This is a genomic window from Ruegeria sp. BG10 (assembly GCF_056538575.1).
On record NZ_JBQFTI010000005.1, the window covers coordinates 79875 to 92914 of the forward strand.

General features: G+C 61.7%; 12 protein-coding genes. 7 read left to right on the forward strand and 5 right to left on the reverse strand.

The annotated features are described in order from the left end of the window. Window positions 1-318: 318 nt before the first annotated feature. Together ACR0D8_RS17440 and ACR0D8_RS17445 are read right to left on the reverse strand one after the other, a co-directional pair. Window positions 319-939, reverse strand: coding sequence for a pyridoxamine 5'-phosphate oxidase family protein (locus ACR0D8_RS17440; RefSeq protein ID WP_480648396.1), 621 nt, complete (start codon window positions 937-939; stop codon window positions 319-321). Window positions 940-950: 11 nt separating this feature from the next. Beyond that, window positions 951-1415 (reverse strand): nuclear transport factor 2 family protein, encoded by a 465-nt coding sequence (locus tag ACR0D8_RS17445; RefSeq protein WP_480648398.1) that lies wholly within the window; start codon window positions 1413-1415, stop codon window positions 951-953. A gap of 300 nt (window positions 1416-1715) precedes the next feature. Between ACR0D8_RS17445 and ACR0D8_RS17450 the strand changes: the two genes are divergently transcribed. After that, window positions 1716-2279 carry a TetR/AcrR family transcriptional regulator gene (locus tag ACR0D8_RS17450; protein WP_480648400.1) on the forward strand — a complete coding sequence of 188 codons (564 nt, stop codon included), beginning with the start codon at window positions 1716-1718 and terminating at the stop codon, window positions 2277-2279. 127 nt (window positions 2280-2406) lie between these two features. After that, window positions 2407-3564 (forward strand): acyl-CoA dehydrogenase family protein, encoded by a 1158-nt coding sequence (locus ACR0D8_RS17455; RefSeq protein WP_480648402.1) that lies wholly within the window; start codon window positions 2407-2409, stop codon window positions 3562-3564. A 160-nt stretch (window positions 3565-3724) separates the two neighbouring features. On the opposite strand, the gene ACR0D8_RS17460 is transcribed toward ACR0D8_RS17455, so the two are convergent. Next, complete coding sequence (locus ACR0D8_RS17460; protein ID WP_480648404.1) at window positions 3725-4633, reverse strand: LysR substrate-binding domain-containing protein; 909 nt, start codon at window positions 4631-4633, stop codon at window positions 3725-3727. 96 nt (window positions 4634-4729) lie between these two features. Between ACR0D8_RS17460 and ACR0D8_RS17465 the strand changes: the two genes are divergently transcribed. Genes ACR0D8_RS17465 through ACR0D8_RS17480 form a run of 4 tightly spaced genes read left to right on the forward strand, consistent with a single transcriptional unit; the run spans window position 4730 to window position 10454 of the window. Then, window positions 4730-5896 (forward strand): pyridoxal phosphate-dependent aminotransferase, encoded by a 1167-nt coding sequence (locus ACR0D8_RS17465; RefSeq protein WP_480648406.1) that lies wholly within the window; start codon window positions 4730-4732, stop codon window positions 5894-5896. A gap of 23 nt (window positions 5897-5919) precedes the next feature. Continuing rightward, the gene (locus ACR0D8_RS17470; RefSeq protein ID WP_480648408.1) at window positions 5920-8112 is read left to right on the forward strand and encodes a dehydrogenase E1 component subunit alpha/beta; all 2193 of its coding nucleotides are present in this window, start codon (window positions 5920-5922) and stop codon (window positions 8110-8112) included. After that, window positions 8109-9143 (forward strand): ACP S-malonyltransferase, encoded by a 1035-nt coding sequence (locus tag ACR0D8_RS17475; RefSeq protein ID WP_480648410.1) that lies wholly within the window; start codon window positions 8109-8111, stop codon window positions 9141-9143. Before ACR0D8_RS17470 ends, ACR0D8_RS17475 begins: the two co-directional genes overlap by 4 nt. A 39-nt stretch (window positions 9144-9182) precedes the next feature. Then, on the forward strand, window positions 9183-10454 hold the full coding sequence (locus ACR0D8_RS17480; protein WP_480648412.1) for an NAD(P)/FAD-dependent oxidoreductase: 1272 nt from the start codon (window positions 9183-9185) through the stop codon (window positions 10452-10454). A 2-nt stretch (window positions 10455-10456) separates the two neighbouring features. On the opposite strand, the gene ACR0D8_RS17485 is transcribed toward ACR0D8_RS17480, so the two are convergent. Next, window positions 10457-11158 (reverse strand): SDR family oxidoreductase, encoded by a 702-nt coding sequence (locus ACR0D8_RS17485; RefSeq protein ID WP_480648414.1) that lies wholly within the window; start codon window positions 11156-11158, stop codon window positions 10457-10459. Between the two features lie 103 nt (window positions 11159-11261). Here ACR0D8_RS17485 and ACR0D8_RS17490 point away from each other — a divergent pair, with 103 nt between their 5' ends. After that, window positions 11262-12113: a LysR substrate-binding domain-containing protein gene (locus tag ACR0D8_RS17490; RefSeq protein ID WP_480648416.1), complete on the forward strand. Its 852-nt coding sequence runs from the start codon at window positions 11262-11264 to the stop codon at window positions 12111-12113. Here the strand turns inward: ACR0D8_RS17490 and ACR0D8_RS17495 are convergent. Next, window positions 12104-13006 carry a LysR family transcriptional regulator gene (locus ACR0D8_RS17495; protein ID WP_480648418.1) on the reverse strand — a complete coding sequence of 301 codons (903 nt, stop codon included), beginning with the start codon at window positions 13004-13006 and terminating at the stop codon, window positions 12104-12106. The two genes, ACR0D8_RS17490 and ACR0D8_RS17495, sit on opposite strands and share 10 nt — an antisense overlap. Window positions 13007-13040: the final 34 nt, after the last annotated feature.

A 13040-nucleotide genomic window follows, 5' to 3' on the forward strand; every position in this document is an offset into this window, starting at 1 on the left:
CTGCGCTATCATTACCCTTCAGATGAGGGTTCCAGTCACGGGAAGGTCAAGGGGTAAGGTGATCTTTCTTTGATGGCAAGACGCCGGACCGCCGAAATACCGGACTTACCGACGCGCCAGTTGCTCCAGCAGAAGCGAATTGTACAACCCGGGCGGGGATGTGCGCACAGCTTCCGGCGACGCAAAAAACCCAAGCATCAGAGCCGCGGAAAACAACACAAAGCCTACAAGGCAAACGCTGGCGACATTTAACGTAGAACGCGGCATGATGGGGCTTCCTTGTAGAAATGACGTGCTGCCGTTTCCGACCCGGTCGGGTCAGGACAGGTTTGCCAGTTGCTGTTTCAACATTTCGTTTTCGGCCTGTAGCTGCGCCAGCTGCACCCCGAGTTCATTCAGGTGCGGACGCAGCTCGGCTTCGGTAAAGCGGGGCGTTATATGGCGCGGGCAATTCCAGTCCAGCGCCTCGACATGGATAATGGCGGCCCGTTCGGCAGGGGCCTCTGCGTCGTCGGGGGAAAGGCCAGCGGCTGCGGCCGCGCCTTCGGAGAATTCAACGCGTCCCAGTATCTTGAGGCGCACCCGGTTGGCATAATCCATCAAGATCATGGCGATCCGGTCGTTGCCGTCCAGATTCCCGCGCGAAATATACTGTTTGTTGCCCGAGAAATCGGCATAGCCGAGGGTCCGGGCACCCAGAACCTTCAAAAACCCGACCGGCCCGCCGCGAAACTGGACATAGGGCCAGCCGGTCTCGGACACGGTGGCCTGATAGAACCCGTCCCTCGCCTCGATAAATGCTTTCTCCGCCTGGCCAATCTCATGCCCCTGCTGCGGGCCGCCCGCGATGAACCGTGCGTAGGTTTTCGCGGAGCCCATCCGCTCCTGATGGGCGCGGACGGCAGGGGTGAAGGTCAGTTCGGAAAACGCGCGTGGCATCGGATGTCCTTTCAGAGCCCCAATTCGGACAGGCCGGGGTGATCGTCGGGGCGCGGGCCCAGGGGCCAGTGATACAAGCGCTCGGCTTCTGTGATAGGCAAATCGTTCAGCGATGCGTGGCGTTTGGCCATGCGTCCATCTTCGGCGAATTCCCAGTTCTCGTTTCCATAGGACCGGAACCACTGACCGCTGTCATCGCGCCATTCATAGGCATAGCGAACAGCGATGCGATTGCCGGAATACGCCCATAATTCCTTGATCAGCCGATAGTCCAGTTCCTTGTTCCATTTGCGGGTCAGGAAGGCATGGATCTGGTCATGCCCGGTGAGGAATTCAGCCCGGTTTCGCCACTGGCTGTCATCGGAATAGGCGGGGGTGACCACATCCGCGTCGCGGCTGTTCCAGCCGTTTTCCGCCATGCGCACTTTCTGCGTTGCGGTTTCTTGCGTGAAGGGGGGCAGAGGGGGGCGGCTCATGTCTTGGTCTTTCATGTCAATGAGGCGGCAATCAGCGCGAGGGTCAACAGGAAGGGGACGTACTGGGATGAAAAGGGACTGGCACGGCGTCGCATCTGACTGCTCCAAGGTTAACAGATCGGTACATCTTGAGTTCAATGTGTACAGATCGGTAAACTTTTTCAAGAGATTTTTCTGTATTTTTTCTATGGGCAGTCCTGAGACCCGAAAATTCCATTGAAAATAAAAGAAAAACGCGTTGAGGTTGTGGTTCGAACCGAAGCGTATTATGTACAGATCAGTACACTCAGGAGCCGAATCATGCGCCCGAACAAACGCGACGAACTGGTCCGCAAAGCGTTGCAGGTCTTTTACCGCGATGGATTTCACGCCACCGGAATGGATAAGCTGGTGACGGAAACGGGGGTGTCGAAGACCTCAATGTACAAACACTTCCGCACCAAGGAGGAGCTGATACTTGCGGTTCTGCGGCTGCGGGACGAGAATTTCCGCAACTGGTTCCTGCGCCGGATCGAAGAACTGGCGGACACCCCGGCCGATCAGTTGCTTGCCAGTTTTGACGCGCTCAGCGAGTGGTTTGAAGAAGACGGGTTTCGCGGCTGCATGTTCATAAAGGCAGGGGCTGAGTTTCAGGACAGGGACCATCCGATCCACGCGCAGGCCGCCGAACACAAGCGCCTGCTGCTGGAATACTTCACGGATCTGGCCCGCAAGGCCGGCGCCCGCGATCCCGAAAAGCTGGGTTGTCAGGTGCTGCTGCTGAAGGAAGGCGCAATCGTGACCGCAGTTCTTCTGAAAAGCTGCGATCCGGCGCGCGATGCCAAGGCGGCGGCTGGGGTTTTACTGGACGCCGCCCTGGCCTGACCGGGCCACGGGGGCCGCTGTATCAGCGCAGACGCGAAAAAGACGTTGCGTAGCAATCCGATGGACGGATTGGATTGCGCAAAGTCCAAAGCTACTCTGACCGAAATTTGAATCGGGAGGATGCTGTATGTCGCTTTTCACCACCACGGCCGGATGGGCAACCGAGGAACATCGGATGTTCGCCGAGATGGCGAACCGTTTCATGGATGATGAACTGGCACCCAATATCGAGTGCTGGAACGACCAGGGGGTCGTGGACCGTGATTTCTGGCGCAAGGCCGGGGATATGGGGCTGCTGGCGGGCGCGATCCCCGAGGAATATGGCGGCGTCGGCGGCGGAATTGGCTTTGATGCGGTCACGATGTACGCGCAGGCCTCCCAGGGCGACTCGGGCTGGGGATATGCCATCCAGTCGATCGTGATCCACTACATCACCGCTTATGGCAGCGAGGATCAAAAGCAGAAATGGCTGCCCAGGCTGGCATCCGGAGAAATGGTCGGGGCGCTGGCCATGACCGAACCCGGAACCGGTTCGGATGTGCAATCCATCCGGACGACCGCCGAAAAGGACGGAAACTCCTACCGGCTGAACGGGTCCAAGATATTCATCACCAACGGGCAGTCGGCGGATCTGATCCTGGTGGCCAGCAAGACGGACAAGGCCCTGGGGTCGAAAGGTGTATCCTTGATCGCCGTGGAAACCGACGGCGCCGACGGGTTCCGCAAGGGGCGTAACCTCAAGAAGCTGGGCATGAAGGCGAACGACACCGCCGAGCTGTTCTTTGAGGACGTCAAGGTTCCGATGACCAACCTGATCGGTCCGGAAGAGGGGCAGGGGTTTTATCAGATGATGAAACAATTGCCGTGGGAGCGTCTGACCATTGGCATCGGCGCGCTGGGCGCTATTGATTTTGCCATTGCCGAGACCGTCCGATACACGCAGGAACGCAAGGCTTTCGGCCAGCGCGTGATGGATTTCCAGAACACACGCTTCAAGCTGGCCGAATGCAAAACCAAAGCCGAAGTTCTGCGCAGCTTCGTCAACGACTGCATCGCACGCCTCGAAGCGGGCACGCTGGATGCGGCGACGGCCTCGATGGTGAAATACTGGGGGTCGGAAGTGCAGAATGAAGTCATGCACGAATGCCTTCAACTGTTCGGTGGCTATGGGTTCATGATGGAATACCCGATCGCCCGCCTCTATGCAGATGCGCGGGTTCAGATGATCTACGGCGGCACCAATGAGATCATGAAGGAGCTTATAGCCCGCTCGCTGGACACATAGGCAAGACGTGGCTTCTCCCGCCAGTCGTCGAAGTTTCTGACGAAACATCTCCTTCTGTTGGGCCGGGCAGGCGCGGGCGCAGCCCGCGCCTGCCCGGCCGCTCCGCCGTCCGCAGGACGCAAGGCCGAAGGCCGCGCAGCTATTGCGCGGGCACCTGAACTTATCGGATCGAAACCACCGGTGCCGCGTCAACCTGCCCGCGCAACCACGCCCGAAAGGACTTGAGCGGTTCCGATTCCGCGCGGGATTGTGGCCAGACCAAATAGAAATCTCCCAGGCTGACACCCGGTCCGCGCCAGGCCTGCACAAGACGTCCCGTCTTCAGGTCTTCTTCGACCAGATAGCTGGGCAACAGCGCCACACCCAACCCGTGAATCGTGGCCTGACCCATGGTCGAGAACTGATCGAACAACATCCCGCGTATCCCCTGGACGTCACGGCCCTGCGCCGCGAACCATCTTTCCCAGGCATCGGGCCGCGTCTCCAGGTGGAGCAAGGGCGCTTGTTCCAGCCATTCGATGTCGTCGGTTATGTCCGGCAGCAAGTCCGGGGCGCACACCGGCAGAACATCCTCGCGCATGATGGGCAGGTAATTCACGCCGGCCCAGTCCCGCTGGCCAAAGTGAATGGCGGCGTCGAAATGCTCGGCGTCGAAATCGAATGGCCTCAGGCGGGTGTTCAGGTTCACCGTCACCTCGGGGTGGCGGCGCGCAAAGTCCTGAAGGCGCGGGGCCAGCCAGTGCATACCAAACGCCGGCAGAATCGACAGGTTCAGCGATCCGCCGGTCGGGTTGGCCTTGAGCTTCAGGGACGCCTGCGCAAGCTGGTTCAATGCGGTTCGGGCGACACGGACATATTCCTGTGCCGCCGGTGTCAGGTGCAGCCGCATCTGACTGCGCTGGATAAGGTCGACGCCCAACTGCTCCTCCATCGACTTGAGCTGTCGGCTGACTGCGCTTTGCGTCAGGGAAAGCTCTTCGGCGGCGGCAGAGGCGCTGCCAAGCCGGTCAACGGCCTCCAGCGCCAGCAGCGACGGGATCGATGGCAGAAAGCGACGTGGGGCGATCATATGACAATTCCTCATACCTTTCGCACGGAATATCACTGGCATTTGCGCCGCGCCAGCCCGATACAGATGCAGATATTTCAGCGTGGATGATGCCCCATGACAGTGCAGGACAGGATCGTGAGTTTTCAGCGAGCGGACAGGCTGCGCGGAATCGAGCTATCGGAGATCGTGCAGATCTCGGAACGGGCGGCCCGCCTTCGAGCGCAGGGCGTGGACGTCATTGCGCTCAGCACAGGCGAGCCGGACTTTCCGACGCCGGCCCATGTCATCGACGCGGCTCATCGAGCGGCGCTGGATGGGCAGACCCGATATCCGGCGACAGCGGGCGTTCCCGAATTGCGTGCGGCCATTGGCGACGCCGCCGGAATGCAGGCCGAAAATGTGATCGTTTCGACCGGTGCCAAACAGGTGTTGTCCAGCGCGTTGATGGCAACCCTGAACCCGGGGGATGAGGTCATCACCGCAGCCCCTTTCTGGACCAGCTACGCGGACATGGTCAGACTTGCGGGTGGGGTTCCCGTCGTGCTGGATTGCCCGCAGACACAGGGGTTCAAACTGACGCCCGCGCAGTTGGAGGCGGCGATCACCCCGCGTACGCGCTGGTTGTTGTTGAACACACCCTCGAACCCGACCGGGGCGGTGTATTCGCTGCCCGAGTTACAGGCTTTGGGTGCCGTATTGGGAAAACACCCGCATGTCTGGGTGATATCGGATGAGATTTACCAACACCTGTCCTATGTGCCGTTTACCCCGTTTCTGACGGCTGTTCCGGAATTGGCCAATCGGACGCTGACCGTGAACGGGGTGTCCAAAGCGTATTCGATGACCGGTTGGCGTATTGGCTGGGGCATCGGACCTGCGCCGCTGATCGGGGCGATGGCAGCGGTTCAGGGTCAGATCACATCAGGCGCATGTTCCATCGCGCAGGCGGCGGCGCTTGCCGCGATCACCGGCTCGAAGGACCTGTTGGCCGCGCGGTGCCGCGAGATGCAGGCGCGCCGCGATCTGGTCGTGCGCGGGCTTAACGCCGCCGGTCTGGAATGCGCCGTTCCGCAGGGTGCGTTCTATGTCTTTCCCAAGACCCCTGCGCGCATGCCGGAAGACGCCGAATTCTGCCGCCATCTGCTGGACGTGGCGGGCGTCGCCGTGGTGCCGGGGCGTGCCTTTGGGATGCCCGGGCATGTGCGGCTTTCTTTTGCCTATGCCACGGAAAGCCTGCAAGAAGGGGTGCGCCGCATCGCGGCGGCAACCGCAAAGCTCTAACTTTTCCAAGCCGGGGAACCCGTATGGACCGCGCCCAGATCGTTCACGACAATTTCCTGACCCGAGTCGCCGCGCGTGACCTTCCCGGCGGCGCTGCGCCGCAACCGGGGCTGAACCGGGCCGATGCGGTGTCCGTTTTCCGCTCGCAGGTTCTGAGCCGGGCACTGGACTGCACCAGCCGGGCGATGCAGAAGGCGGGGCAGGGGTTTTATACGATCGGTTCTTCCGGGCATGAAGGTATGGCAGCGGTGGCCCATGCCCTGCGTCCAACCGATATCGCCTTTCTGCATTACCGGGATGCCGCGTTTCAGATCGCCCGCGCCGAACAGGTGCCGGGGCAGCAGATCGCGTGGGATATGCTGCTGAGTTTTGCCTGTTCCCGCGAGGACCCGACCTCGGGCGGGCGGCACAAGGTTCTGGGGTCCAAGGCGTTGATGATCCCGCCGCAGACCTCGACCATCGCCAGCCACCTGCCCAAAGCCGTTGGCGCGGCTTATGCGCTGGGCGCGGCGCGTCGGCATGAGCCAGAGCATCGGGAACTGCCAGCGGACGGGATTGCAATGTGTTCGTTCGGCGATGCCTCGGCCAACCATTCCACAGCACAGGGGGCCATCAATACAGCGGGCTGGACCAGTGTTCAGTCCACGCCGTTACCGTTGTTGTTTGTATGCGAGGACAATGGGATCGGCATTTCGGTCAAAACGCCGAAGGGCTGGATTCAGGCCTCGATGGAGCATCGCCCCGGCATCAGGTATTTTCAGGCCAACGGGCTGGATATCTATGAGACCTATGCAGTGGCGCAGGAAGCCGCCGACTATGTGCGGACACGCCGCAAACCGGCCTTCCTGCATCTGAAAACCGTTCGCCTTTACGGTCATGCGGGTGCGGACGTGCCCACCACCTACCTGCCGAAATCCGAGGTCGAGGCGGATGAGGCCAACGATCCCCTGCTGCACTCGGTACGCCTGCTGGATCAGGCCGGGGCGCTTTCACCGGATCAGGCGCTTAAGATCTATGAAGAGACCTGCGCCCGCACCGACCGGATCGCCGCTGAGGCTGCGACCCGCCCGCATCTGGCCAGTGCGCAGGAGGTGATGGCGAGCCTGATCCCACCAAAGCGTGCCTGCAAACCCACCAACGGCCCCGGCGATGAAGCACGGGCCAGGGCGTTTGGCGGCGACATGCGGGCAATGGCTGAGCCGCAACCCATGAGCCGTCTGATCAACTGGGCGCTGACCGATCTGATGCTGGAACATGGCGAGATCGTCTGTATGGGCGAGGATGTCGGCCGAAAGGGCGGTGTCTATGGCGTGACGCAGAAACTGCAGGCGCGGTTTGGCCCGGACCGGGTGATCGACACGCTGCTGGATGAACAGTCCATTCTGGGGCTGGCCATCGGCATGGGGCATAACGGGTTCGTCCCGATCCCCGAGATTCAGTTCTTGGCTTATCTGCACAATGCCGAGGATCAGATCCGGGGTGAGGCGGCGACGTTGCCGTTTTTCTCGAACGGGCAGTTCACCAACCCGATGGTGCTGCGCATTGCCGGGTTGGGCTATCAGAAGGGTTTTGGCGGCCATTTTCACAATGACAACTCGCTGGCGGTGCTGCGTGACATTCCGGGCGTAATTATCGCCTGCCCCTCGACCGGTGCGGATGCCGCAAGAATGCTGCGTGAATGCGTGCGGCTGGCGCGTGAAGAACAGCGGGTCGTGGTGTTTCTGGAGCCCATCGCTCTGTACCCCATGCGCGATCTGCACGACGCCCAGGATGGCGGTTGGATGACCACCTACCCTTCACCGGACCAGCGTACCGCACTGGGCGAGGTGGGCGTTCATGGGGATGGCACCGATCTGGCCATCGTGACTTATGGCAATGGGCACTATCTGTCGAAACAGGCGCTGCCCGAGATCGAAGCGGCCGGCGTGAAGACGCGCATCATCGACATGCGCTGGCTGGCGCCTTTGCCGGTCGACGCCTTGCGCGCCGCCACCAGGTCATGCGCGCATGTATTGGTCGTGGACGAATGCCGCCGCACCGGTAGCCAGTCCGAGGCGCTGATGACCTTTTTCACCGAAGAAAGCCCCGCGACCCCAATCGCCCGCGTCGTGGCCGAGGACTGCTTTATCGCGACGGGCCCGGCCTACGCGGCCCCCCTGCCGTCGAAAGATGGAATCGTGACTGCCGCACTGAACCTGACCGGAGGCAAGGCATGACCCGCACCGCAGTTGTGATCTGCCCTGGACGGGGGACCTATAACAAACCGGAACTGGGTTACCTGCACCGACATCATGCGGATCGCATAGAGATGTTTCAGGGCTTTGACACCATCCGGAAAGTGGCCGGGCAGGAGGCCGTGACCGAACTGGACGGCGCGACCCGGTATACCGTCTCCAAATACTCGCGCGGCGGTGTCGCCTCGCCCCTGATCTACGCCGCCTCGCTGGCCGATGCGCAGGCTTTGTCGGATGATATCGAGGTGGTTGCGGTCACCGGCAACTCGATGGGGTGGTATATCGCTCTGGCCGCCGGTGGCGCGTTGTCGCCGCAGGATGGGTTCCGGGTCGTCAATACGATGGGAACGCTGATGCAGGAACACCTGATAGGCGGGCAGTTGGTCTACCCCTTCACCGGCGAAACATGGGAGAACGACCCGAACCGCAAGGCCGGGCTGCTGGCGGATGTGGCGCGGATTGATGCCAGGGGCGGGCACGATCTGGCCTTGTCCATCGATCTGGGCGGGATGCTGGTTCTGGCGGGCAACGAAAAAGGGCTGACGGCTTTCGAAACCTCTCAGCCCACCGTACAGGAGCGTTTCCCGATGCGGTTGGCGAACCATGCCGCGTTTCACACGCGATTGCAGGCGCCTGTTGCCGCACAAGGGCGCGCGCGTCTGACTGCGGAGCTGTTTGGCCAGCCCCAACGTCCCCTGATTGACGGGCGCGGGAAGATCTGGTGGCCCGGCGCGACCGATACGCAGGCACTGTGGGAATACACTCTGGGCCATCAGGTGACGGAACCCTATGATTTCACCCGGGCCATTCAGACAGCAGCGCGGGAATTCGCCCCGGACCTCTTTATCGTCACGGGGCCTGGCGCGACTCTGGGCGGTGCGGTGGCGCAGTCACTGGTCCTGTCAGACTGGCGGGGCATGGGTGACAAGGCCGCGTTTCAGGCGCAGCAAGAGGCCAACCCGTTCCTGATCGCCATGGGGCGCGACGATCAAAGGGCGCTTGCAACCGGCTGACGCTGCCCCGATGATCCGCGCAATTTTCAGGAGTGCGAAGTGAGCGATCACGATCAGTCCCTCTGGTGCAAAACCTGCCGTGAGCATGTCGACAGCGCCCCTTTGACCGACGAAATCACCGTCGATCTGGCGGTGATTGGTGGTGGCTATACCGGCTGCTCTGCCGCTTTGACGGCTGCGCAGGCCGGCGCGTCGGTCTGTCTGCTTGAGGCGTATGAAATCGGTCATGGCGGTTCGGGGCGCAATGTCGGGCTGGCCAATGCCGGATTGTGGCTGCCGCCCGCAGAGATTCGCGCGCATCTGGGGGCCGAGGCCGGGGACCGGCTGATCGACATTCTGGCGGCGGCGCCTTCGGACGTGTTTGAACTGATCGACCGGCACGGGATCGACTGCACGCCGGTGCGAAACGGAACGCTGCACTGTGCGCATTCCAAAGCGGGTTACAGAGACCTGCAAACACGTCACGCCCAGCTGGTCGAAGCCGGTGCGCCGGTTGAACTGCTGTCCGCAGAAAAGACCGGTCAGCGGACCGGTAGTGCCGCGTTCCGCGGGGCAATGTTTGATCCGCGCGCCGGCACGATCCAGCCGCTGTCTTATGTCCGGGGGCTGGCCCGCGCCGCCGCCGAGGCCGGGGCCGTTATCTGCACGCACAGCCCGGTTGAGACCATGCGGCGCGTAAGCGGCGTCTGGGTGTTGCAAACCAGCCGGGGCCTGTTGCGCGCCAAATCGGTGATTCAGGCGACCAACGCCTATCACCAGAATCTGGCAAACACAGCACCGGCATATGTGCCTGTATACTACTTCCAATATGCCACCGCCCCTTTGTCCGACAATTTGCGCGCCAGTATCCTGCAAGGGGGTGAAGGCTGCTGGGATACCGGCCTGATCATGACCTCGTTTCGGATGGATCAGGACGGCAGGTTCCTCATCGGGGCCATGGGCGATCTGGGCCAAGCAGGCGGCGCGACGCATTCGGCCTGGATCAGGCGCAAAACTGCCAAGCTATACCCGCAACTGGCGGATCAGCCTCTGATCGAAGGGTGGCATGGGCGCATTGCGATGACGTCGGACCATATCCCGAAACTCACGCAGATCGGCCCCAATGCGTTGTCCGTGCACGGATTTTCCGGACGTGGGATCGGGCCCGGCACCGTGTTCGGCAGGTTGGCGGCCAAGAGCCTGCTGAGCAACGACCCGTCGCTGCTGCCGGTGCCAGCACTCGCCGAATATCGTGAAAGCTGGACCGGTCTGCGCCGCGCCTATTTTGAAACCGGCGCGACGTTGACGCATTTCTTCAAGTCCCGGATCTGACCTCAGACCGATCGGGTGATGCCGCCATCGACCCGGATATTTTGGCCGGTGATATAACCGCCGCCTTCCGAGGCGAGCATCGCCACGACCGACGCAATCTCGTCATAGCTACGCCCGTATCGTCCCAGCGGGATACGGGCGCGGAACTCTTCTTTCTCGGGCAGGCTATCGATGAAGCCCGGCAGCACGTTGTTCATGCGGATATTGTCAGCGGCGTACTGGTCCGAGAACAGCTTGGCAAAAGCCGCCAGCCCGGCGCGAAACACGCCCGAGGTCGGAAAGACCGGGTCCGGTTCGAACGCGGCGAAGGTTGAGATATTGATGATCGCCCCGCCACTCTGCGCCTGCATGATCGGAGTGACCAGTCGCGTTGGTCGCACAGCATTCAGGAAATAGACGTCCATCCCGCGATGCCAGTCGTCGTCTGTCAGCTCCAGCACCGGCGCGCGCGGACCGTGGCCTGCGGAATTGACCAGAACGTCGATACGGCCCCAATGGGCCATCGCCGCATCGACAAGTTTCTGCAGATCATCGACGGACTGGTTCGAACCGGTTACACCGACGCCACCCAACTCATGCGCCAGTGCTTCGCCTTTGCCCGATGAAGACAGGATGCCCACTTTGAATCCATCTGCGGCCAGGCGGCGGGCCGAATCCGCGCCCATTCCGCTGCCGCCTGCCGTGATCAGCGCCACTTTGGTCATGTGAATCCTCCTGTTTTGTCGACACACAGGATGCGCCGTTGGAACACGTTTGACCAATCAGTTCTTCTGTCAGTATGCTGTAGAAAATCTACTGGATGACCTGATGGCTGCATTGCCACCGCTGAACGCACTCCGGGCCTTTGAGGCGGCGGCCCGCCATCTGAACTTTCGCCTTGCGGCCGAAGAACTGGGCGTGACGCAGGGTGCCGTTGCGCAACAGGTGCGCGGGCTTGAGGCGCGGCTGGCCGAGCAACTGTTCACCCGTCTGCCCCGGGGTCTGGCGCTGACAGAAGCCGGCCGGCGATTTCACGCGCCGCTGCGCCGGGCTTTCAGGTTGATCGAAGAGGCTGCGGCCGACCTGTCGGGTGATCGCCAGATCACGCTTTCGGTCACGCCCAGCTTTGCCTCGAAATGGTTGGTTCCGCGCCTGCCGGATTTCACCGCGCGCCACCCCGAGATCAGCGTTCAGGTCGACGCGCAGGAACGGTTAGCGGAATTCAGGGCGGACGGTGTGGATCTCGCGGTCCGGCAGGGGCGCCCGCCTTTTGGGCCTAACCTGACTGTCGAGCCGCTGTTTTCAACCGAGTTCATTGCCGTGTGCAGCCCGGCGCTTGCAGAGCGGATCGACAGGCCCGGCGATCTGATGGGCCATGTTCTGCTAAACGACACGCATGGTCTGTGGCCGCTGTATCTGGAACGGCTCGGGGTGTCGGGCAAACCGAGGGTGATGAATTTCAGCCAGACCAGCCTTGCGATTGACGCCGCGATCTCGGGGCAAGGCATCGCGCTGGCCAATGCGCCCCTGGTTGCGGCAGAACTGGCATCGGGCAAATTGGCCCAGCCGCTTGCGGAGGTGCTTGTCGAAGATCTGGGATTCTACGTCGTGATCCCCCGGCAGCCGCGCCAGCCCGGCCTTGTCGCGGTGATGAGGGACTGGTTGCATTCTCAGGTCTGAAACGTTGCAGCAATCGTTTCGATCCGGTCGCGCAGCCAGCGATGGGCCGGGTCGTTTGCCGATCTTTGGTGCCAGACCATGTAGATCGACACCGGCTCGCACTCAAAGGGCAGGGGGACACAGTCCAGTTCCGCTAGCGGGCCTTGCTTCATCAGGGCTGTGTCCGTTGAAATCAGGTCGCTGCCTTTTACAAAGGACGGAATGGCATTGAAATGCGGCAGGGTCACCGTGGGCGGTCTGATGCGGCTCTGATCCACGCCGCGCATGACGGCGCGCGAACTGCGCCCGTCGGCAAAGCGCACCTCGACATGCTCGGTTTCGCAATAGCTGGGCCAGTCGTGTGGCGGTGTACGACGGTTGCTGTCGAAATAGATCATCAGCGGGCTGCTGAGCACACGTTTCTGAAAGATATCGGGCCCGTCCGGCGGCAACGGCGTCAGCATCAGCTGGCAACGGTCGCTGCGCAGTAAATCCGGGTCGGGCACACCCGAGGGAATAAAGCCCAGCCGCAGCCGTACGCCTTCGGACCGCACCGCATGCAGAAGCGGGGGGAAGATTAGCTCACGCGGCATGTCGTTTGTGGCGATCTGGATGTGCATCTCGTCTGAGAGCGGATCGAACGGTCGGTCCTCGGTCAGCGCCCGCATCCCGTCAAGGACGCTCTGCACCGGTTCTTTCAGGGACAGCGCGCGCTCGGTCGGGGTCAGACCCTGACCGGATCGCACAAACAGCGGGTCGCCCAGCACCTGCCGCAGTTTGCCCAACGTGTGGCTGATGGCCGATTGCGTCACACCCAGCCGGTCCGCCGCCTTCGAGACCGAGCTTTCTTCGAGTATCGTCAGAAAGACGCGCAGAACCTTGCCATCCAGGTCAGTGAAATCAATTTTGTTCATACCGTCTATGACTATTCATGAATGGATTTACTGT